At 48.2% G+C, this 20,398-nt stretch carries 32 protein-coding genes and 1 tRNA gene; 11 read left to right on the top strand and 22 right to left on the bottom strand.

Annotation, left to right across the window (positions count from 1 at the left end):
• Positions 1–62 precede the first annotated feature (62 nt).
• The 4 genes from QUE62_RS04195 to QUE62_RS04180 are packed head-to-tail and all read right to left on the bottom strand — an operon-like array spanning position 63 to position 2,473.
• The gene (locus QUE62_RS04195; protein WP_286262443.1) at positions 63–1,079 is read right to left on the bottom strand and encodes a DUF6352 family protein; all 1,017 of its coding nucleotides are present in this window, start codon (positions 1,077–1,079) and stop codon (positions 63–65) included.
• A gap of 5 nt (positions 1,080–1,084) precedes the next feature.
• The gene (locus QUE62_RS04190) at positions 1,085–1,537 is read right to left on the bottom strand and encodes a Smr/MutS family protein (protein WP_286262441.1); all 453 of its coding nucleotides are present in this window, start codon (positions 1,535–1,537) and stop codon (positions 1,085–1,087) included.
• Positions 1,538–1,539: 2 nt separating this feature from the next.
• Positions 1,540–2,184, bottom strand: a complete 645-nt coding sequence (locus QUE62_RS04185; protein ID WP_286262437.1) for an LON peptidase substrate-binding domain-containing protein — start codon at positions 2,182–2,184, stop codon at positions 1,540–1,542.
• Between the two features lie 22 nt (positions 2,185–2,206).
• Positions 2,207–2,473 (bottom strand): hypothetical protein, encoded by a 267-nt coding sequence (locus QUE62_RS04180; RefSeq protein WP_286224594.1) that lies wholly within the window; start codon positions 2,471–2,473, stop codon positions 2,207–2,209.
• A 45-nt stretch (positions 2,474–2,518) separates the two neighbouring features.
• On the opposite strand from QUE62_RS04180, the gene QUE62_RS04175 reads away from it, so the two are divergent.
• Positions 2,519–2,896, top strand: coding sequence for a carboxymuconolactone decarboxylase family protein (locus QUE62_RS04175; protein ID WP_108508318.1), 378 nt, complete (start codon positions 2,519–2,521; stop codon positions 2,894–2,896).
• On the opposite strand, the gene QUE62_RS04170 is transcribed toward QUE62_RS04175, so the two are convergent.
• Positions 2,893–3,321 (bottom strand): CBS domain-containing protein, encoded by a 429-nt coding sequence (locus QUE62_RS04170; RefSeq protein WP_286224592.1) that lies wholly within the window; start codon positions 3,319–3,321, stop codon positions 2,893–2,895. The genes QUE62_RS04175 and QUE62_RS04170 overlap by 4 nt on opposite strands.
• Positions 3,322–3,402: 81 nt before the next feature.
• Here QUE62_RS04170 and QUE62_RS04165 point away from each other — a divergent pair, with 81 nt between their 5' ends.
• From QUE62_RS04165 to QUE62_RS04155, 3 genes are read left to right on the top strand one after another with little or no spacing between them, the layout of a single operon-like run.
• Positions 3,403–3,816, top strand: a complete 414-nt coding sequence (locus QUE62_RS04165; RefSeq protein ID WP_286262434.1) for a gamma-glutamylcyclotransferase family protein — start codon at positions 3,403–3,405, stop codon at positions 3,814–3,816.
• Between the two features lie 58 nt (positions 3,817–3,874).
• Positions 3,875–4,258, top strand: coding sequence for a glycine zipper family protein (locus QUE62_RS04160; RefSeq protein WP_286227353.1), 384 nt, complete (start codon positions 3,875–3,877; stop codon positions 4,256–4,258).
• Positions 4,259–4,273: 15 nt separating this feature from the next.
• Positions 4,274–4,663: a hypothetical protein gene (locus QUE62_RS04155; protein WP_286224589.1), complete on the top strand. Its 390-nt coding sequence runs from the start codon at positions 4,274–4,276 to the stop codon at positions 4,661–4,663.
• Here the strand turns inward: QUE62_RS04155 and QUE62_RS04150 are convergent, their stop codons facing one another.
• The 4 genes from QUE62_RS04150 to QUE62_RS04135 form a co-directional block, all read right to left on the bottom strand.
• Positions 4,664–5,044, bottom strand: coding sequence for a BLUF domain-containing protein (locus QUE62_RS04150; protein ID WP_286224588.1), 381 nt, complete (start codon positions 5,042–5,044; stop codon positions 4,664–4,666).
• Between the two features lie 75 nt (positions 5,045–5,119).
• Positions 5,120–5,260, bottom strand: coding sequence for a hypothetical protein (locus tag QUE62_RS04145; protein ID WP_286224587.1), 141 nt, complete (start codon positions 5,258–5,260; stop codon positions 5,120–5,122).
• 17 nt (positions 5,261–5,277) lie between these two features.
• A complete protein-coding gene (locus tag QUE62_RS04140) occupies positions 5,278–6,057 on the bottom strand; it encodes a heme-dependent oxidative N-demethylase subunit alpha family protein (RefSeq protein WP_286262432.1) in 780 nt (259 codons plus the stop codon).
• Entirely contained in the window at positions 6,041–6,409 is a 369-nt protein-coding gene (locus tag QUE62_RS04135) for a phage holin family protein (RefSeq protein WP_108508312.1), read from the bottom strand. Before QUE62_RS04135 ends, QUE62_RS04140 begins: the two co-directional genes overlap by 17 nt.
• Positions 6,410–6,456: 47 nt before the next feature.
• Between QUE62_RS04135 and QUE62_RS04130 the strand changes: the two genes are divergently transcribed.
• Both QUE62_RS04130 and QUE62_RS04125 read left to right on the top strand, forming a co-directional pair.
• Positions 6,457–6,711, top strand: a complete 255-nt coding sequence (locus QUE62_RS04130; RefSeq protein WP_286262430.1) for a TIGR02450 family Trp-rich protein — start codon at positions 6,457–6,459, stop codon at positions 6,709–6,711.
• Positions 6,702–7,106, top strand: coding sequence for a PIN domain-containing protein (locus QUE62_RS04125; RefSeq protein WP_286262428.1), 405 nt, complete (start codon positions 6,702–6,704; stop codon positions 7,104–7,106). Before QUE62_RS04130 ends, QUE62_RS04125 begins: the two co-directional genes overlap by 10 nt.
• A 311-nt stretch (positions 7,107–7,417) precedes the next feature.
• Here the strand turns inward: QUE62_RS04125 and QUE62_RS04120 are convergent, their stop codons facing one another.
• Positions 7,418–7,984, bottom strand: a complete 567-nt coding sequence (locus QUE62_RS04120; protein WP_286262427.1) for an SRPBCC family protein — start codon at positions 7,982–7,984, stop codon at positions 7,418–7,420.
• Between the two features lie 12 nt (positions 7,985–7,996).
• Positions 7,997–8,302, bottom strand: coding sequence for a hypothetical protein (locus QUE62_RS04115; protein ID WP_286262426.1), 306 nt, complete (start codon positions 8,300–8,302; stop codon positions 7,997–7,999).
• 66 nt (positions 8,303–8,368) lie between these two features.
• Here QUE62_RS04115 and QUE62_RS04110 point away from each other — a divergent pair, with 66 nt between their 5' ends.
• Entirely contained in the window at positions 8,369–8,779 is a 411-nt protein-coding gene (locus QUE62_RS04110; protein WP_286262424.1) for a PaaI family thioesterase, read from the top strand.
• 2 nt (positions 8,780–8,781) lie between these two features.
• Here QUE62_RS04110 and QUE62_RS04105 read toward each other — a convergent pair whose 3' ends face one another.
• A complete protein-coding gene (locus tag QUE62_RS04105; protein WP_286224580.1) occupies positions 8,782–8,958 on the bottom strand; it encodes a hypothetical protein in 177 nt (58 codons plus the stop codon).
• A gap of 30 nt (positions 8,959–8,988) precedes the next feature.
• Positions 8,989–9,579: a malonic semialdehyde reductase gene (locus QUE62_RS04100; RefSeq protein WP_286262421.1), complete on the bottom strand. Its 591-nt coding sequence runs from the start codon at positions 9,577–9,579 to the stop codon at positions 8,989–8,991.
• A gap of 64 nt (positions 9,580–9,643) precedes the next feature.
• Between QUE62_RS04100 and QUE62_RS04095 the strand changes: the two genes are divergently transcribed.
• The gene (locus QUE62_RS04095; protein WP_286224578.1) at positions 9,644–10,672 is read left to right on the top strand and encodes an isocitrate/isopropylmalate dehydrogenase family protein; all 1,029 of its coding nucleotides are present in this window, start codon (positions 9,644–9,646) and stop codon (positions 10,670–10,672) included.
• Here QUE62_RS04095 and QUE62_RS04090 read toward each other — a convergent pair whose 3' ends face one another.
• The 8 genes from QUE62_RS04090 to cysS all read right to left on the bottom strand — a co-directional run bounded on the left by QUE62_RS04090 (position 10,673) and on the right by cysS (position 17,362).
• Entirely contained in the window at positions 10,673–10,822 is a 150-nt protein-coding gene (locus QUE62_RS04090) for a DUF2256 domain-containing protein (protein WP_286262419.1), read from the bottom strand.
• Positions 10,819–11,619 carry an alpha/beta hydrolase gene (locus tag QUE62_RS04085; protein ID WP_286262417.1) on the bottom strand — a complete coding sequence of 267 codons (801 nt, stop codon included), beginning with the start codon at positions 11,617–11,619 and terminating at the stop codon, positions 10,819–10,821. The genes QUE62_RS04090 and QUE62_RS04085 overlap by 4 nt, the downstream gene beginning before the upstream one ends.
• Before the next feature lie 21 nt (positions 11,620–11,640).
• Positions 11,641–11,735 (bottom strand) — tRNA-Ser (locus tag QUE62_RS04080).
• 22 nt (positions 11,736–11,757) lie between these two features.
• Positions 11,758–13,008, bottom strand: coding sequence for an aspartate kinase (locus QUE62_RS04075; protein ID WP_286262416.1), 1,251 nt, complete (start codon positions 13,006–13,008; stop codon positions 11,758–11,760).
• A gap of 51 nt (positions 13,009–13,059) precedes the next feature.
• On the bottom strand, positions 13,060–14,340 hold the full coding sequence (gene tilS / locus QUE62_RS04070; protein WP_286262415.1) for a tRNA lysidine(34) synthetase TilS: 1,281 nt from the start codon (positions 14,338–14,340) through the stop codon (positions 13,060–13,062).
• A complete protein-coding gene (locus QUE62_RS04065) occupies positions 14,300–15,277 on the bottom strand; it encodes an acetyl-CoA carboxylase carboxyltransferase subunit alpha (RefSeq protein WP_286262413.1) in 978 nt (325 codons plus the stop codon). Before QUE62_RS04065 ends, tilS begins: the two co-directional genes overlap by 41 nt.
• Positions 15,278–15,314: 37 nt before the next feature.
• Positions 15,315–15,953, bottom strand: coding sequence for a DNA-3-methyladenine glycosylase family protein (locus tag QUE62_RS04060; RefSeq protein WP_108508298.1), 639 nt, complete (start codon positions 15,951–15,953; stop codon positions 15,315–15,317).
• Positions 15,953–17,362, bottom strand: a complete 1,410-nt coding sequence (gene cysS, locus QUE62_RS04055; protein WP_286262411.1) for a cysteine--tRNA ligase — start codon at positions 17,360–17,362, stop codon at positions 15,953–15,955. Before cysS ends, QUE62_RS04060 begins: the two co-directional genes overlap by 1 nt.
• Before the next feature lie 80 nt (positions 17,363–17,442).
• Here cysS and QUE62_RS04050 point away from each other — a divergent pair, with 80 nt between their 5' ends.
• Genes QUE62_RS04050 through QUE62_RS04040 form a run of 3 tightly spaced genes read left to right on the top strand, consistent with a single transcriptional unit; the run spans position 17,443 to position 19,553 of the window.
• Complete coding sequence (locus tag QUE62_RS04050; RefSeq protein WP_286224553.1) at positions 17,443–18,234, top strand: tetratricopeptide repeat protein; 792 nt, start codon at positions 17,443–17,445, stop codon at positions 18,232–18,234.
• Between the two features lie 11 nt (positions 18,235–18,245).
• The gene (locus QUE62_RS04045; RefSeq protein WP_286224552.1) at positions 18,246–18,749 is read left to right on the top strand and encodes a peptidylprolyl isomerase; all 504 of its coding nucleotides are present in this window, start codon (positions 18,246–18,248) and stop codon (positions 18,747–18,749) included.
• A 15-nt stretch (positions 18,750–18,764) separates the two neighbouring features.
• Positions 18,765–19,553: a UDP-2,3-diacylglucosamine diphosphatase gene (locus QUE62_RS04040; RefSeq protein WP_286262409.1), complete on the top strand. Its 789-nt coding sequence runs from the start codon at positions 18,765–18,767 to the stop codon at positions 19,551–19,553.
• Here QUE62_RS04040 and QUE62_RS04035 read toward each other — a convergent pair.
• On the bottom strand, positions 19,546–20,340 hold the full coding sequence (locus QUE62_RS04035; RefSeq protein ID WP_286262407.1) for an inositol monophosphatase family protein: 795 nt from the start codon (positions 20,338–20,340) through the stop codon (positions 19,546–19,548). The two genes, QUE62_RS04040 and QUE62_RS04035, sit on opposite strands and share 8 nt — an antisense overlap.
• Positions 20,341–20,398 lie beyond the last annotated feature (58 nt).

Genomic DNA, 20,398 nt, shown 5'->3' with positions numbered 1-20,398 from the left:
TATACCTAATAGTATACCCTAAATTCTATTGCGCTGCAACAGACGGAATAGAAAAAAAGTGCTTACGAAACAGGGCTTAAGGGAAGATTAAATAAGAGGTTCTGGGGCTTGATCTTAATCTGAGACTGATCGTTCATTGCCAGACCCAAATACACGGGTTTGCCTCGAACCTGGCTAAGCACTGGGCTCAGGTCCTTGAATTCGAGCTTAAAGAGGCAAATTAAGCGGTTAAGGACACTTTCATCAAGACTCTGCTCTTGGTACAAACCATTCAGAATCTCGGTCGCAGCAGCATCTAAGCCAACATGCCAAACCCATTTGGAGTCGGCGATCTCCTTCAACGGGGTAATCACTGTATCGATCCCTAAAAAATGCTTGATCCATTTTTCTAGAAGACGCGCCAAGGCAGGTAATGCAGGCTGATCGAAATTGAGCTGGACTGCGAAATCATAGAACTCATCACGACCCCAATAGGACTTGGCATTATCGGGATGCAATACATCCAAGTCGATCGTACGGGCAGCCAGTGATTGATTCTTCAAAAGATCAACAATATTTCCAAAGTCAGAAGCCTGTGCATTTCGCTCGATCGTTTCGTGATCAGCCGCCATCAAAACGCCGCCCTCTAGAATGCTGACCTTTTGGGTGCGAAAGAAGAACTCTGCCATTCTTAGTTCGTAAGGGTCTGGGTTCTCACCCAATATATGCCGAAGGAAAATTTGAGTGAGCTGACTCACAAATAAAGGTGGGACATCGACTCCCTTCCCCTGAAACAGACTCATGTAAAAGTGCTCAAGGGAGCTTGCGGCTAATAATTTAGCTCGGTAGCGAAACCAAATTTCATAGTTAGCCTGCACATCGTGATCGGCGATTTTCTGAATCTCAGCTTGGCTAATTTCTTCGCGTGGTGAATTCAATAGACGCTCATGGACCGCTCGTTCTTGAGCGCACGACTGTGGAATGAGACTCAGCTCCGGGCGAGCAAGATAGGTTCTAAGAAAGTCATCGGTCACCACCAGATGGTGATCTGCATTCACTTTCAATGTATCAAAACCGCTGGTGGACCAATAGTTAGGCATTGCTCTTAGGGCTGTGAGTGCATCATTAATAAGGTCATTCCAGCATTACCCTCTTTAAACAATTTGAAGTGCTTCTTTAAACCAGGTCGGCGCTTAATTACGTCACGATATAAGTCCGATTGATGCCGAAGATCCTCACCGTGATAATACTCGCTCACACGATCCGCAAAATAATTATGCTCTAAAGCCTCACGAACCTTTTTGCGGATATTGCCACCCTTCCCACTCGAGCCATAACCATGAATTACAACCAAAGCCCGAATGTGAGCCTCACTGGCAGCCCGAATGTAATGCGTTAGTTGATCAAGGGCTTCATCGCTCGAAGGGCTATCCAGCTCAAGGTTAATGACGTCAGTATCGGAGTGTGCAAGCGGTGCAATTGATGTATTACAAAATGGGCATTCGCCAGTGACGGGACGGGCGTTCCCACAAACCGAGCATTCGTAGGAATAGCTCATGCTTACTTAACGGCTTTATAGACGCCCATCTCTTCTAGCAGTTCATGAATCAGATCCAACCGAAGACGAGGACTCTCTTGTTCTAAGAAAAATTGCTTCTGGCCAGGGCTTAATTGCAAGAGCTCGCACCAGCGATTGGCGACCCAGCCGCATTCGTTAAAGCGATAGGGTTTACTAAAGGGCAGCTCTTTCCCAAGGGCTGCGCCCTGCTCTTTAAAAGACTGAATCACTTTACCCAATACGGTAGAGGCAATTTTGAGATCCTCTGGAACCTCCATGAAAGCATCGTCTTCGATGAAATCAACCTCGGCAACAATCAGGCCATTGCGTTTGGTTTCACTGGATTTGACACGAAAGCGCTGCTCCCCTTGGCATTGAATCATGAAGAGACTAGGTTGTACCGAATCAAATTCTTTAATCCGGGCAAAGGTTCCTACTGAATTAAATCCAATCTCTTGACCTGGCATGCGCACCTCGTCCCCACTGTTTAGAGTAACCACACCAAAGCCAGAACCCTCGCGCACACACTGTTTGACCATATCGAGGTAGCGCACTTCAAAGATTTTGAGCAGCATCACTCCATCAGGGAATAAGGTGGTTCCCAGTGGAAATAGTGGAATGGTTTGGGTATGAGTGTGAATCGACATTGGATTAGGTCGCTAGGTATGACTAGCGCAGACATTGATAAATATAAATCATTGGAAATTTGTCATTGTGGGTGGTGCGGGCCTCTGAAATACGGGCGACGGATTTTCCATTCTTTTTACACTCTTTAGTTGCCAGCTCTTGTGCCTCGATCTCTTTAGCGCCCTTCACAGCCTGCACACCAATCATGCCGTCGGAACGTTGAACCACCCGAAAGCCACTCTCTGGGGTTCCGCAGGCTGATAGGCCTACTGCCATGATCAGAATTCCGGGAATCAAACGAATGTTCATGCCTATTACTATACTGCTGTTTAGTAAATTACTAAGGAGACAGTCATGAATCGTGATGCTTTTGAAAAAGGATTAAAAACCCGTCGTGAGGTACTCGGTGCCGAGTACGTGGATCAAGCGATTCGCAATGCCGATTCGTTCAACTTACCGCTCCAAGAGCTGGTAACTGAATACTGCTGGAATGAAATCTGGAATCGGCCTGGCCTTGATCGCAAAACCCGCAGCATTGTTAATTTAGCAATGCTGACTGCACTCAATCGGCCCCATGAACTCAAACTGCATGTTAAGGGTGCAATCAATAATGGTTTGACCAAAGATGAGATTGCAGAGATCTTTTTACAATCGGCAATCTATTGCGGCGTTCCGGCAGCCATTGATAGCTTTCGTACCGCCAAAGACGTCTTTAAAGAAATGGGGCTTTAAGAATTAATATACGCCTCAAGTTGCGCAATCGTAGCAGCTTGTTCTGCGAGCGCAGCTTTGAGCAAATCCCCAATCGATAGCATGCCAATCAAGCGGCCGCCATCCAATACTGGGAGATGGCGAATGCGCTTTTCTGTCACGAGTTGCATACAGTAGTCCAGGGTATCTGCTGGTTTTACTGTAATCAGTTTGGTACTCATGACATCTCGCACCAAGGTATTTTGTGAGCTTTTGCCCTGCAGAACTAATTTACGGGCGTAATCACGCTCAGTGAAAATGCCGACTAGGTTACCAAACTCAATTACCAACAGCGAGCCAATGTCTTTCTCCAACATGAGTTTTAGGGCATCAAACACATGTACATTGGGAGCAATAGTTTCGATTCGGTGATGTTTCTCTGCGAGCAGCTGGCTAACGGTTTTCATCTTGGTGCACCTTCTTGATCGATTAAGATTGATTGTGAATAGGCTTTTTACTTCCTCCTATTAGGGTTTCCATGTAAAACAATGATGCGCTCCGATCTTCTATTTGTTTATGGAACCTTAATGAGCCCCTTTAGTCATCCCAATGCAATGCAATTTCATGCGGGTGCTGAGCACTTGGGTGCAGCGCAGATGCCTGGTCTGCTCTATCGAATATCCTGGTATCCCGGCGCTACGGATCGACCCAGCGAGTCAATCCAGTTTGCAGAATCTTGGGTTTATGGAGAGCTCTGGCGCCTAAACGACATGCAATTACTGGATGTGATTGATCGATATGAAGAATGCTCGCCCGACGATCCAAGCCCCCATGAATATCAACGCGTATTGCGCTCCATCCATCTCATTGGAACATCGGAATGGCAAATCGCTTGGGTTTATCTCTATCAACTTGATCCACGGGGCTTAGAAAGCATTAAAGGTGGGCGGTTTAGGGCTTGATCACGCAATCCTTGACGATCCCCATCGCCTTTGATTTAATGATTTAGGAGGCAATTACTTGAAAGTTCATCAAGCAAGCAAGATCTATCTCATTCCCCTAACAGCAGTGGTACTGGCTGCCTGTGCTGGCGCTGATGTGCGCCCAATAGTGGACATGAAAGGTGTCAACGAAGCGCGCTATGAAAAAGATCTTGCCGAATGTCAAAACTATGCCAAGGAAGCAAGTGGTATGGGTGGTACCGCTGCGAAGGGTGCAGGCGCGGGTGCTGTCGTGGGGGGTTTGCTAGGACTTGTTACCGGCGGTAATCGCACGGAGATTGTTCAGGCTGCAGGAGCCGGTGCGGTGATCGGAGCTGCTGGTGGCGCTTATAAGGGAAATGAATCCCAAGAGGCCATTGTCAAGAAATGCCTAGTGGGTCGTGGCTATAAGGTTCTCAATTGATCTAATTCTCGCATCATGAAGAAGCGCTTGATTAACCCTTTATTGTGCGTGATGCTACTTCTATCAAGTTCCTTATTACAGGCAAGCTGGTTTGACCGTAAAGATGATCCAGTTGATTTGATCCTCAATCAAAAAGATTGTATTTATATGAAGACCTACCGCGGCAAACTGGTTAAGGGCGACTTCATTCGACCCGACCGCTGGACGGGCTCTAAATTTAGTATCGGTGAACCGACCACGATTGCAAGCTTAAAACGGATTGACAGTAAGACCGCACTCTTTACCAATGTCAACAATATTGGCGACGGCAAAGGAGTGAAGGTGTATGTATCAAAGACCGATCAGTATGTGCAGGCAAGCTTGCAAGATGGATATCCCATCATGCAATGCGAGTTACAAAAATAATTAGAGCTTGATGTCGGGATTAGCGGAAGTAATTTCTTCTCGGCCACACAGACGCATGGACCAGTTTGCAAAGCGCCTAGAATTGATACGCTTCATACCGAGCGATACTACATTGGAATGACGTGGATCACGCTGGATAGCCTCCCAAAGCAATTCCACATCCTTGGGCTTACCCTCCAATATTTGACCAAAGCGACCATTGTCAAAGGATAAAACGCCAGTGATGTTTAAGCTCTTATTGCGACGTGATGCCTTATCTACTAGCTGCATCAATGCCAAAATGCCAAACTCTTCGGTTGCATCACTGACGTAGGACAGACTGACCAAATCGAGTTCGGTGTAGCTCTCTTCAGGGAAGTATTTTGTGGCTGGTTTTGGCACAATAAGTTCATCTTAGTGTAATTCTAAGTTTTAGCAAGTATTTGAGATGATGTCTATCGATGCAGTGCAATATGCTTAGGATTTATCCTCTTCCCTCTTTTTTTGATCCTTCTCGCGTTCTTTCTTGAGATCGCGCAATTGCCACCATGCAAAGAGTAGCACCCCTCCAAATACGAGGATGACCTCAATCAGAATAATCGGTCCAAAACTTTCCATTTCATAACCCTATTCAATCACCTATTCTGAAGTAGTAAGGCTTTAATCGAGTGTAAATTTTTGTACTCCAATACCGCTTCACTCATCGATTGAATACTCGCACAGATTTGAGTGCGTTGTTCTGGGTTTTGCCAAAACACCATCAATGGGCAAACCTCAACCTTCACAAGAAATAGACTGGCTCTTCCCTTAGAGGTGTTGATTGGCATAGTGGTTTGAGTTTCTAAGCGGTAATACAGATCATCGATCCTTTGTGGTGTTGTATTTGACTTTCGTGATGGATGTTGACTGAGTTCGGGACTATTGCTAATCGTCCAGACAAAACGCCGAAAGGATCCTTGCTGAGGATCGCTCATGACATGGGCGATCTTTGGACTGGCCTGCACCAGTCGCTCCCCATCCGCAACCGGATGATGAATTTGTGCGAGTGGCATGCCAAGACGTTTAGCAGGTATCCAACTACTGGGAAAGCAAAAGCAAATGGCCGTGAGGATATCGTTCTCCAAAAGCGCAACGTCTTCATTGAGTCGTAATGCCAAATCCTCAATCTTCCGAATAGTTCTGGCTTCTGGCAAATTGAGATCTGATGCCGCTTTAGCAATCAGTTCCTGAGTTTGTTCAGCGTCTTGCTGGGCACATAACTCAGACCCAAGAAGAGCAAGCTCATGGTTCTTAGCTTCTAAATAACGAGGGTCCGGATGAGCATCAATTAATGGGCCTGCATACCGACTCATCTTTGGCGAGGTGGTATAGGGCACCTCAACTACGAAGGCAGGATGCTTAGCGGATGCGTTCAATTTTGATGCGGTTGATACTAAATAAGGAACCGATGATGGCGTTCAGAATGGCAATAAAGATGCTGGCAAAGAAGGCGGTCCAAAATCCGGAGAGGACAAAACCGTTGACCACCTGAGCAACCAGCATCAGTACCAAGGCATTAATCACCAGTAAGAAGAATCCAAGACTAAGGATGGTAAGCGGTAAGGTAAACAGGATCAATAAAGGACGAACGATGGCGTTAGCAAGGCCCAAAACAAGAGCAGAAATAATTAATGCTCCAGAATCATTAAATTGCAAGCCATCAAATACATAGGTCGCCGCCCATAGGGATAAGGACGTAATTGCCCAGGTCAGCATGAATAAGGTCATGGTTTTCTCTTCATAGGAATGATTAGAATCGAGTATAAGGAATAATCATGATCTCTCCCGATAAGCTGCAAAAACGCCCTCTCTCGCATAAAAAATTATTACTTACGAAGTGGACGGCGGTCATCCCGCAACATCGAGAGAAGCATTTTCTAGTGAGCCGGGTCCATGATCCGCAATTGCCGAGTGACCAAACGATTCCGAAAAACTATGTCGAGCTCGAGGCAGTTCTAACGAAGCGGCGCTATCTTCTGCTCTGGACTGACCTGAAGGATTTAGATCGTTGGCTGCACGGATGGCAATAACAACTCTGGTTCTTGACACCAATATCGTGCTTGATCTGCTGGTGTTTCAAGATTCACGTGCCGATTGGATTCGTGATGGCATTGCTCGGGGACAGTTTGAGCTTATTTACAGCTCCGAGATGCTCCTTGAGCTCACCGACGTCATCGCCCGTCCACAATTTGCTCAGAACTCAAATGATCAATCGACTTTGCTGAGCTCCTGGACTCAGATGGCGATTCATAAACCCACGCCACCGCGCTGCTCGTATCGCTGCGATGATCCAGATGATCAACCCTTTATTGATTTGGCATATCACTACCGCCCTAGTCAATTAATGACTAAGGATCGAAAGATTTTGCAGATGCAACGGGTCTTGAGTACGCACGATGTTTGGGTTCAAAGTTACCCTGCTTAGTTGAGGATATTGATCGCGCTCCTCATCATTTGCTTCGTTGCAATAAAAGAGTAAAAACATTGGCTTATACCGATTTGCTTAAATCGATTATTGATAAATAAATTTCATGATTGGTTTGCTTGACAGCACTTGGTGACGCCCCTAAGATGAAATCGTGGTGTCGCAGTCATTGTGTGACCCGCCTGGTAGCAATACCAGCTTTAATGGGTACATTCTTGTGCCCTTCTCAATACGGGACAGCAAACTCCCGTAGCGACGATAACCATTCAGAAGAGTGGTACGGCCCGGCGGCATACCCGTCGGGCTTTTTGCTAAGGGCAATTCAGTTTCAGCGTTGAGGCGCGCTGATTGGCGCTCTCTGCCATCATCTCAAAACGCTTACTCATTTGGTTCTTAATAAAGTACTCAATAATGAAATTTGGTACGATGGAATCGAGCTCGACATTGGCTCGAAACTGGAAACGGGTTGAATTACCTTCGGGCTCAATGCGCCACGTTCCTTGATATAACTTGGCGTCACCACTAATTTGTTCAAAGTCGATGATTTGATCTGAGAGCTCTTTGTACTGCACGGTGGAACGTAACTCAATTGGGATTAAGAGGATGCGGTCCTCTACCACGCGCTCTACGATGACTTGGTTTCCACTGCGCTTCACAATCTTGGATTCTTTAATTCCTGGTATCGACTTCGCACCCTCGTAGTCCTTCAGGTATAGCAAGGCCTGGCATGGGGTCAAGGCAACTTTGTAATTGGCAATGATCTGAAACCGATCTCCTTTGGGGTAGACCTGAAGATTGAGATCATAGGAATTAGATGAGGGCCATGCCAGGGAACAAGATGCCCAAAGCAAAATACTGCAAAGCGTTCTAAACAACATTGGTAACGCGGATTAATTAAATGGGATGGTGATTAATCCCTCGCGTGGGTTCATGGGCTGCGCTGAATTATCTTCTAAGGACTTCACTTCCGCTTCACCACGCGTGTCGCTTTGATAATTGGGGCCAATAATGATGCCTTGCGGAGGAGTCTCTGGTGGTAATGGCTTAGGTTTGCCCATGACCCCTTGTGGGGGCACTAAAGGTTGCTCGTTAATAGCTTTTAGCTCGTTGGGCTGTAGCGGTGATACTTGCGCAAGCGCTAGATTAGCGGTGGCGGCTGATATCAGAAAACTGGAGAGGGAAATAGATAGGCGCATCCCCGTATTAAACCACTCTTTGGGCTCACCTAAAATGATTGATTAAATTAATTAGGATTCATTTGTATGCCAGCTACCCGAGATGAAATTGCTGCCTTCTTTAAGAAGGATTTTCCACAAACTAAGTGTCAGATTCTGGAAGTGGGTAACCGTGCGGCATTAGTTACTCATCCGGTAGGTCACGGTGAGCTACGCCCAGGAGGAACGGTTTCAGGACCCACCATGATGGCGCTCGCTGATGTTGCACTTTATGTGGCGATTCTGGGTGAAATTGGTATCGTGCCACTTACTGTCACTACTAGCTTGAATATCAATTTCTTAAGACGACCCCAAGCCAGCCCTGAAATTCGTGCTCAGTCTCGACTTCTAAAATTGGGTAAGAGCCTGGTGGTTGGGGAGGTCTTCATTTACTCAGGAACTGATCCCGATCCAATTGCCCATGCGACTGCAACCTACTCGATACCCCCGCAATCCTGAACTTATTCTTTGCGTTTAAAGATACCGATCACAGTAGCCAAGATTTTTGGTGAAAGTGACAATGCAAAGAGGACATCCACAATAAAGAACCATGATCCCCGGCTTAGCTCAATGATCGCGAGGACCACAAAGATTGCCATCATCACGCGGCGCAGTGTATCGGCTGGGAAATAGCCCATGGTTCTTCCTTTTGTTAAATAGTTCTCAGTTTAGAGGATTTGGGCAACGTCCCCAAAGGCTAAACGAGGCCCTCGTGGGTAAATTCCGCTCGGATTGGCGACACCAATGTTCATTAAGAAATTAGCGTGATAGCGCCCATCCGGAAAAAATGCTTGATTGACTTTAGCCGGATCAAATCCCGACATCGGCCCACAATCCCAACCTAAGCTACGCGCAGCGAATAGCAAGTAAGCGCCTTGCAAGGAGCTATTACGCAGAGCAGCTACTTCGGTTACCGCTGGCTTTCCCTCAAAGATGGATTTAGCGTCCATGGCCGGATATAGGCTTGGTAAGTGTTCATAAAATTGTGTGTTGTAGGCAATGATGACAGTTGCCGATGCACTTTTCACTTGAGCAACGTTTCCCGGGCTTAACGCTGGCAATAAGCGCTCTTTTGCCGCTTCACTTCGCAAAAAGACATAGCGTCCGGGCTGCGCATTAAACGCGGTCGGCCCCCATTTCATCAACTCATACAACTGGCCAATTTGTTCGTCACTGATGGGGTGTGATTCAAAGGCGTGCACGGTTCTTGCCTCAGTAAAGAGCTGCTCTTGGACAGAAGTCGGTATGGGCTTGGTCATTTTGTTTTGGTGTCACTCAAAGGATCTAAAATGGAGAATTCTGATCATAATCCAAGCATCCGCCATGAGCTCATCCAAACCCTTGACCGCCACCCTCATCCCCGGAGATGGAATCGGCCCCGAGATCGTCGAGTCCACCATCCAGATCTTTGAAACTCTAGGCAGCCCGTTTGCCTGGGATGTTCAGCAAGCTGGGGTTGCGGGCGTTGAGGCGCTGGGTGATCCTTTGCCTGCCCAAACCCTCGAGAGTATTCGTAAGAATCATCTGGCCTTAAAGGGTCCCCTGACTACGCCAGTTGGTGGCGGCTTTCGCTCCTCCAATGTGCGCTTGCGTGAGGAGTTTGAGTTGTATGCCAACGTGCGCCCAGCTAAAACAATGATCCCGGGTCGCTATGAAGACATCGATATCGTTCTAATTCGAGAGAACTTGGGCGGCTTTTATGTAGCCCATGAATACTTAATACCAGTTGGTGACAATCCTAAAGCCGTAGCTGTATCAACCGGCATGAACACCTATGAAGGTAGTAAACGGATTGCGCGCTTTGCTTTTGAGTATGCACTCAAGAATGGTCGCAAGAAGATTACCGTCGTGCATAAAGCCAATATTCTGAAGCTCCTTACTGGTATCTTTCTGGATGCTGCACGAGATGTATCTAAAGAGTATGAAGGTCGAGTTGAGATGGACGACATGATTGTGGACGCATGCGCCATGCAGCTGGTCATGAATCCCTGGCGCTTTGATATGTTGTTATGTACCAATCTCTTTGGCGACATTTTGTCCGATCAAATTGCAGGCTTAGTGGGCGGTCTTGGAATGGCGCCTGGGGGAAATATTGGCACAAATACGGCAATCTTTGAAGCCGTGCACGGCTCAGCTCCCGATATTGCGGGCAAAGGGATTGCTAATCCGATCTCCATTCTGTTGGCATCGGCCATGATGCTTGATCATGTGGGCAAACAGGATTTAGCAACGCGTTTGCGTACTGCCATTATCGATACACTCAATGTTGACCAGATCCGCACTGGGGATCTCAAGGGTAAGGCAACGACTAAGGAGTTTACCGACGCAGTCTGTAAGCGTCTCGTTAATTAGTTATTTGCCTTTTTTACGACAGGCCTCAGAGCAGTACAACACACTCTCCCAGTTTTTGGCCCAAGACTTACGCCAAGTCATAGTGCGACCACATACAGCACAAGGCTTACTGGGTAAATAGCTTTTATTGCCTTTAAAAGATTGATTCACGGCTTCGTAGTACTTACTTTTTTAACCCAATTCAACACTTGCGGAGCAGCTTCCTCTGGGGTTGTGGCGTGGTCAGCGCTAACTACCACATAGGTATTATTGGGGTTTGGTGGCACACGATCAAATGCATAGGCAGATCCTGATGGATACAGAGGGTCTAAACGCCCGATGACCCACATAAAAGGCGTGCTTTTCTTGAATTGTGAAGCGGTTAAGGTCATGTTACCAAGTCCATTAGGATTAAAGTAACTCCAAAATACATCAGCCCGAATTTTAAAATCTCTCTGTCGACCTTGATTCAGATCGGTAAATGAAATTAAGGCATCTGGTTTTCCATCGGCAATAGCCTTTTGAGCACACTCCAAGTCGGATCCGGTCATGCCACGCTCATACATCAAACTTGGGGAGTGTCCAGGCGCTAAAGCAATAATGGCATCGGCATCACCAATATAGGCCTGATATGCCATGGCAGCATTTGCCCCAAAACTCTGTCCGCCGATAAAAACTAGGCGATAACCTTTTGTTCGATACCCTTTAACACTTCCTGCTAATTGATTGAGGGCACTCTCGTAGGTTTCATCGTAGTTACGGTTTCGAGACCATGGCATTTCGCGAAGCTCAACCTCGCATACTGTACTTACTTGCTTGGCTAATTCCTTAAGATAGGGAGATTGCGGGCCGCCCCACTTGCCATGCATCAAAACAAATACACAGTCCTTAGTGGCGGACTGAGCAAAGCTTGTGAAGCAAAGAAGAATCGAGGCTAAAGCGAGCCGACAAATAAGAGGAAGTTGCATTGAATTCTTCCTTCCAGTGATTGGCGGAGACGAGAGGATTCGAACCTCCGATCCGTGTTTTAGCACAGATGCTCCCTTAGCAGGGGAGTGCCTTCGACCAGCTCGGCCACGTCTCCGTATTACTTCAATACCACTAGTTTACTTCTGATCCAATTCAAAGGCTTTATGGAGAGCTCTGACTGCGAGTTCCATGTATTTCTCATCAATCACGACTGAGATCTTAATCTCACTGGTTGAGATCATCAAAATATTGATGCCCTCCTCCGATAAGGTTCTGAACATCTTGCTGGCTACACCAACGTGGGAACGCATTCCAACGCCCACTACGGATACTTTCGATACCTTGGGATCGCCAATAATGTCTTTGGCGCCAATATGCGCTTGCACACTCTTTTTCAGCAGATCGAGGGCTTTTTGATAATCAGCACGCGGCACTGTAAAAGTGAAATCGGTCTTACCCTCAACCGATTGATTCTGAATAATCATGTCCACATCAATATTGGCTTCAGCAATGGGGCCCAAGATTTGATAGGCGATACCAGGGCGATCTGGTACATCAATCACAGTGATCTTGGCCTCATCGCGTGCAAATGCGATTCCTGAGATAACGGCGGCTTCCATGGTGGTGTCCTCTTCAAAGGTAATTAAAGTACCCGACTTCATTTCTTGATCAAGGGGAATTAGTGGATCAGTCAGCGATGACAACACACGGGTCTTCACTTTGTACTTACCAGCAAACTCCACTGAGCGTATTTGCAAGACCTTGGAGCCAAGGCTTGCCATTTCCAGCATCTCTTCAAAGGTAATCTGATCGAGGCGACGCGCGTCCTCACAAACACGAGGGTCAGTGGTATATACACCATCCACATCGGTATAGATTAAACACTCATCAGCTTTTAGAGCAGCGGCAACAGCAACTGCTGAGGTATCTGAACCGCCACGACCTAGTGTGGTCACGTTACCATGAGGATCAACCCCTTGAAATCCGGTAATGACCACGGCCCTGCCAGCATCTAAATCTTTTTTGATCTTGGCATCGTCAATGCCCATGATGCGAGCCTTAGTGTAGGCCGAATCGGTATGAACCGTGACCTGCCAACCTGAGTAACTAATCGCATCAATTCCTTGCTCTTGGAGAGCGATCGCAAGCAGACCGGAGCTGACCTGCTCACCGGTTGCGGCAATTTGATCGAGTTCTCTAGGGTTTGGGGAAGTGCTTAGTTCTTTTGCGAGCCCCAAAAGACGATTGGTCTCACCTGACATGGCCGATGGCACCACCACCACCTGGTGACCAGCCCGCATCCATTTCGCAACCCGTTTGGCCACATTTTGGATGCGCTCGATGGATCCCATCGAAGTGCCGCCGTACTTATGAACTATTAAAGACATATCCGTTTAACTGAATTGCAAAATCGATGATTTTACAGGGTTTTGTTTTTCTTAATCCAAATAGGACCACTCGGGCCAAACGCGCGGGCCCTTGGTCGTTAAGTGGGTAATGCTGACCCCTAAACCCTCGGCCGCAATGAGGGTGCCATCGATAAATAAGAGCGGGATTTGGCGCTGCCAAGGGGGAACCCCAGCTTCTTGATACAAGTTTTTCAGACTTTTGCTGGGGGTATTGGGCTTGATCTTTAAGCGCTCACCTCCCATACGCGGTCTACTTTCAATCAATTTGGCTTGTTGACAGTATTCCCATGATAGGCCCGCTTGAGTGGAGCGTTCGGGGATTGGCACAAAAATCCATTGGCCACGCTTGGATCTTTGCGCAGATTCAATCCGCAAGGTATTGCGCCATGCTCGGATGGAATGCCGATCATGCAACCACTCTAATTTCGCACCAGTTCGCAAGGACTGTAGGTCACGCCACCAGGATTGCAAACGCTCTGCTGAGGGCATCGATAGTTGATTACGCTTGAGCCAATAACGCATCACATTGGTCGCACGCGCAGGGTCTTGGCGATAGAGCGTCATCAATCGCGCAATGCTGAGTTGATTGCGATCGATCCAGGTATGCGCATCGTGCTGCGCCAGTTGGTCCATGAGGACTTGCGACTGGGCAAGCCATTGCGCACTACGCGCTAGATTGGCAATTGCCCCACCCTGAATCTGTTCTAACTCTGGCAGAATTTTTTTACGGATCGCATTGCGGCGATAGCGCGTGTTTTGATTACTAGGATCCTCCACCCAAGACAATTTGTGTTGCTTGGCATAGGTTTGTAATTGGGTGCGGTCTTGCTCTAGTAATGGTCGCCATAATTGCACCGTTCTGCCATTAGGGCTTTTTAGCTCTTTATGGGCAGGCATTCCTGCAAGGCCTGCGGGTCCTGCACCGCGCAAGAGTTGCAAGAGCACGGTCTCGGCTTGATCGTGCTGATGGTGAGCAAACAATAAATGATCGAGTTGATGTTGATCACAAAGCTGCAGTAATGCCTCATAGCGCGCTTGGCGAGCATGGGCTTCAATGTTTGCAGTGATTGGCAAATGCAGTAGTCGGAAGTCAAAGGCAATCTTGTAGTGTTTGGCTAGGCGCTCACAGAACAGCAACCACTCATCTGCCTGAGCTTGGAGCCCATGATGCACATGGAGCGCATACACCACATCGTTGGGATAGGCCTTACTGACAGCATCGAGCAATACGACTGAATCGAGGCCCCCACTGAAGGCCACACCAATTCGTTTAGCTTGGGTCTTTGGCTTTGACTTCTTTGAACTGGCCATAACTCATAAACCGTTGATGCCGGCGCTCGAGCAGTTCCTTTTCGGATAGGTCCTCGACCTCCGAAAGAGCGCGGGCAAGTGCTTTATTCATATTGGCCATCATGGCTTCGTAATCTCGATGAGCGGCACCGACAGGTTCTGGCACGATCGTATCAATCAATTGAAGGTCTTTTAAACGCTGTGCAGTAAGCGCTAATTGCTCGGCTGCATCAGGGGCCTTCTCAGCAGTCTTCCATAAGATCGAAGCACAGCCTTCCGGCGAGATAACGGAATACGTTGAGAATTGCAACATCATCACCACATCACCCATGGCAATGGCGAGCGCGCCGCCCGAACCACCCTCACCAATAATGGTGGTGATGATGGGCACTTTGAGTTCGGCCTGGGTATAGAGATTATGACCAATCGCTTCAGATTGGTTACGCTCCTCGGCATCAATCCCTGGGAATGCGCCAGGGGTATCCACGAAGGTAAAAACCGGTAAGCCAAACTTCTCAGCTAAGCGCATGAGACGCATCGCCTTGCGATACCCCTCTGGGCGACTCATTCCAAAATTACGCATGGCACGCTCTTTCGTGTCCCGACCCTTTTGGTGACCGATCACCATGCAAGGCTTGCCATTGAAGCGCGCAAGGCCACCAATAATCGATTGATCATCAGCAAAGACTCGATCGCCATGCAACTCATGAAAGTCGGTGAATAAGGCTTGAATGTAATCGAGCGTATAGGGGCGCTGTGGATGACGGGCGACTTGAGAGACCTGCCAAGGCGTTAATTTTTCGTAGATCTCTTTGGTGAGCTGTTGGCTTTTTTCTGAAAGTGTCTTGATCTCGCTTGAGATATCCACCGAAGACTCGTCTTGCACATAGCGGAGTTCTTCGATTTTGGTCTCAAGCTCAGCTACCGCTTGCTCAAAGTCTAGGAAGGTGGTCTTCATGGCCTAATTTTATGTGCTTTTTGGGTTTACCCCAAAATTAGTACTCGACAGGAATGGGGTCAATGCTACGCCACATATACCAAGTGGCTACGGTGCGCCACGGCGCCCAATTGGCTGCCACCTCGCGGGCCTCATGACGGGTGACGGGCTCGCCACTGAAATAATTAATCGAGATCGCCCGAATCAGCCCAATATCGTCAAGCGGCAATACATTGGGACGCATTAAATTAAAGATCAGAAACATCTCGGCGGTCCAGCGTCCAATCCCCCGAATCGCACTCAACTCCTTAATGAGCTCCTCATCGTCCATTTTGGGCCAGCGCTCGGTTTGTAGTCGCCCATGATGAAAGTGATCGGCTAGATCGCGGATGTACTCCACCTTGCGCATGGATAAACCGGAAGCTCGTAGGGCATCATGTTTGGTATCGAGTACGCGCTTCGGTGTTACCTCGTGACTTAAGGTCTCCAAAGTTCGATTCCACACCGATTGCGCAGCAGCCACTGAAATTTGCTGGCCAACGATCGAGCGTGCCAGAGTCGTGAATGCATCGCCCCGACTTCCCAACATTCCATCACCGTACTTGGGAATCAGTTTGCGCAGGATCCGATCTTGCTTCATCAGCTCCGCACAGGCGTCTTGCCAATAGCTTGGCTTTTTGGTGCGTGGTTTTGGCATTAGGCTCGTCGCCAGATGGTTTGACCACCAGGCTTATCTTCCAAAATGACTCCCTCGTCCAGCAACTGCTGGCGAATCGCATCCGCGCTGGCAAAGTCCTTCGCCTGCTTGGCCGCTTGGCGGGCCGCAATCCGCTCTTCAATCTGCTTCTGGCTTAAGCCAGCTTTAGGCGTACCGCTTTGCAAGAACTGTTGCGGTGACTGATACAAAAGTCCGATCGTGTTTCCTAAGTGATGAAGTGTGTTGAGAAGTTCTTGCTTACGCTCGATAGCCTGCGTCTTATGACTCTCAGTCACCAACTCAAATAACACTGCTATGGCCTCAGGGGTGTTGAAATCATCGTCCATTGCTTGCGCAAAGCGGTCTCTCCAGATCGGATCAAGCTTGCTGCTTGGAATAGCTGCTTGTTCACTGAGGGCGGTATACAAACGGGTTAATCCAGTGCGCGCTTCTTCAAGCTGATGATCCGAGTAATTAATGGGGCTGCGATAGTGAGCCTTGAGCATAAAGAAGCGCACTACCTCGGGATCAAACTGAGCCAACACATCTTTGATCAAGAAAAAATTACCCAAGGATTTTGACATCTTCTCGTGGTTCACACGGATATGGCCGTTGTGCATCCAGTAACGCACAAAGGGTTGATCAACACTGCCAGATCCGTAGATCGCGCCTTCACTTTGCGCGATCTCGTTCTCATGATGAGGAAACTGCAAATCGGCCCCACCACCATGAATATCAAAATGCTGTCCCAATAACTCACAGGACATCGCCGAGCACTCAATATGCCAACCTGGGCGTCCCTCGCCCCATGGAGAAGCCCAGCGGGTATCAGCAGGCTCCTCAAGCTTGGCGGATTTCCAGAGCACAAAATCCAGTGGGTCGCGCTTACCACCGCCAATGGCAACCCGTTCACCGGCCTGGAGTTCGTCAATCGATTTGCCAGATAACTTGCCATAGCTGGGAAACTGGCGAACGGCATAGTTCACATCACCATCATCGCCTTGATAAGCCATCTCACGCTCAATTAAACGACCAATTAATCCTTGCATCTGAGTAATGTAGTGAGTAGCCCGGGGCTCATGATCGGGTGATAGTAGATTGAGGGTTTTAGCATCCGCATGCATTGCATCAATGAAACGCTGAGTGAGTGCTGCAATCGGTTCTTGGTTCTCAAGCGCTCGTGTAATGATCTTGTCATCAATATCGGTGATGTTGCGAACGTAGTTCACTTCATAGCCGCTGGCCCGCAACCAGCGTACTACCATGTCAAACACAATCATCACCCGTGCATGGCCTAAATGGCAAAAGTCATACACGGTCATGCCGCATACATACATTTTTACCTTACCGGGCTCAATCGGCTTAAAGACCTCTTTGGTTCTCGATAGGGTGTTGTAAATCGACAGCATGATTAGCAGTTGGGGATGACGGGGCTTAAATGGTGTTGAGTGAACGGCACACGAATTTGTTAGACTGATGAGTATATCGAATGACGCGCCTTCTGAGTGATCTTCTTGCCATGACAGCCCAGCACCCAAACCACAGTTCCATTGCTTGGATCTCACGATTTTTTGGGGTGTCATTTTGCGCTCTTGTAATTGGCTGCAGCACCACCCCGCCACCCACTACTTCGGGTAATGCGCCTGCGCCCTACCTTGGTGGCTATGGTCCAACAGACCCACCACGCATGAGCACCAACCCCAATCCAGAAACCGGCAATAACCAACTCTCGGAGTCCATTGCGGTGCCGTTTCTCTCTTTTTTGATTATCGAGCCCGATCCGGTCATGAAAAATGCGATTCCTACGCATATTGAGAAATTGATCAAGGAACGCAAATATCCAGAGGCGATCAAAGCGATTGACGATGCCTTAGTGAAAACCCCTCGCAATGTACAACTGCGCTTTATCAAGGCTCGACTACAAGTGGAATTACGTGATGTCAATGCAGCCCGTGCCACCTGGATCGAGATTACTCAGCAATTTCCGGAGTTACCTGAACCTTATAACAATCTAGCCGCATTAGCAGCCAATCAAGGGCAATGGATTGAGGCCCGCGATTATTTAGAGCTCGCCCTTAAATTAAGGCCTGACTATGCCTTAGCCCAGGGCAATCTAGCGGATGTGTACTTGCGCCTAGCCGATCGCTATTACTCCAGTGCGAGTAAACTGCAACCCAGTCAACGTGAGTATGGGCAACGCGCTCGGGCCATTAAAGAGATCTTGAACCCACCGCCGCCCAAACCCAGTAACCGACCCAATCCCCCGATTTCTAAACCATAAGAGAGTTATTTATGCCAAGCGTTCTTCTAAAAACCAATCACGGTGATATCACCCTCGAGCTTGATGCTGCCAAAGCACCAAAATCCGTTGCAAACTTTTTGGCCTATGTAAAAAGTGGTCATTACGATGGCACGATTTTTCATCGGGTGATTGATAACTTCATGATTCAAGGTGGCGGCATGACCGCGGGCATGAAGCAGAAGTCAACCCTGGATCAAATTGAGAATGAGGCCAATAACGGCTTAAAGAATGATCGGGGCACGATTGCGATGGCACGTACTAGCGATCCCCATTCAGCTACCGCCCAGTTTTTTATTAACGTCAATGACAATGATTTTCTCAATCACACCGCTCCCACTCCACAGGGTTGGGGCTATGCCGTGTTTGGCAAAGTGACCAACGGCATGGATGTGGTTGATAAGATCAAGAAAGTTAAGACTGGCAATGCTGGGTACCACCAGGATGTTCCGACTGAAGATGTGGTGATTGAGAAAGCCTCGGTCATTGCTGATTAATCCCTTGATTTAAGCATGCAAGAGCACGCCAGCGCCCTGCTGATTTCCGATCTTCATCTTACGCCGTCGATGCCCTTAACGGCGCAGCGTTTCTTTGACTTTATTGAAAAAGAAACGAACGATGTCGAGTCGGTATTTATTTTGGGTGATCTCTTCGAATACTGGGTAGGCGATGATGCTGGCGCGCGTTCACCATTTCAGCAAGAGGTCCTGCGCGCGCTCTTTGCTTTATCCAGCAAGACCAAAACCTATTACATCCATGGCAACCGTGACTTTTTAATCGGCCCAGACTTTCTCAAGAAATCTGGGATGCATTTGCTGCCCGATCCATCGAAGGTCATGATTGCTGGAGATGAATGGGTTATTAGTCATGGTGATGCACTGTGCACCAATGATCTGAGTTATCAGGTTTTTCGTAGATGGGTTCGTAAGCCCTGGCTCCAGAAATTATTTTTGCGACTCCCTCTGGAGTGGCGACGTGGGATTGCTCGAACCTTGCGTAGCAACAGCACCGCAAAGTATGAGCAAGCAGCGCGTTATACCCCGGATGTCGCTCGCTACAAGAGCGATGTCACTTTGGTGGCGTGCGCCAACCTGATGGGAGCCTTCGGGTCCGAACGCTTGATTCATGGGCATACCCACTTACCGGCACGGCACCATGAAAGTATGGGTAATAAAGAATGGCAACGCTATGTACTCTCCGACTGGGATCTAGATCATCCTGAGACCGTGTTACCAAAAGCAAGTGCCTTGCGCATTGACCTCAATGGCGTGCGCTACATTGATTTAGTGAAGTCTACGTAGCCGTTCTGGAGTACTTACTAAGAATATTTGCCATTTGGGCAAAGATCCTTGGGTTCGCAGCCATAATCTCACCGCTGTCCATAAAGCCTTCTTCACCGCGGTAGTTTCCGACTAGGCCACCGGCCTCGGTCACAATCAAAGCCCCTGCTGCCATATCCCATGGCTTGAGTTCACTCTCAAAGAATCCGTCATAGCGGCCCGCTGCTACATAGACAAGATCTATGGAGGCTGCACCAGGACGTCGTAGACCCGCGCATTGGCGAGTCATGTCAGCAAAGATTTTCAGGTAGAGATCCACATCTTGATCGTGTCGATACGGAAATCCCGTACCCAGCAATGCATTCTCTAATTTGGTTTGCTCGGCCACTCGAAGGCGACGGCGATCCACGTAGGCTCCACCGCCCTTGGTGGCAGTGAACAGCTCATCACGATTGGGGTCATAGACCACGCCTTGAGTTACAACACCGTTGACCGACAGAGCAATCGATACCGCGTATTGTGGAAATCCATGAATAAAGTTGGTGGTCCCATCCAATGGGTCAATGATCCAAATGTGATCGGAGCCATTCGTGGCCTCGCCCGTTTCCTCTGCCAAAAAACCATGGCCCGGATAGGCTTCGCTTAGGGTCTCGATAATCGCCTCTTCGGCAGCTTTGTCCACTTCGGTTACATAATCATTATGTTGCTTGCGATCGATTTGCAAACGCTCTAAATTGAGTGATGCACGATTAATAATCGTTGCGGCACGGCGAGCGGCTTTCACAGCCACGTTTAACATGGGGTGCATAATGAGTGGACAAATTAAATAAGAACAAACTAGTCGACAAGGTCTCTAGCGCAATAGC

Origin of the sequence: Polynucleobacter sp. HIN9 (assembly GCF_030297635.1) — a bacterium.
Classification (GTDB): Bacteria; Pseudomonadota; Gammaproteobacteria; order Burkholderiales; family Burkholderiaceae; genus Polynucleobacter.
The sequence above is the reverse complement of the archived record's forward strand: the minus strand, read 5'-3'. Positions and strand labels throughout refer to the sequence as shown.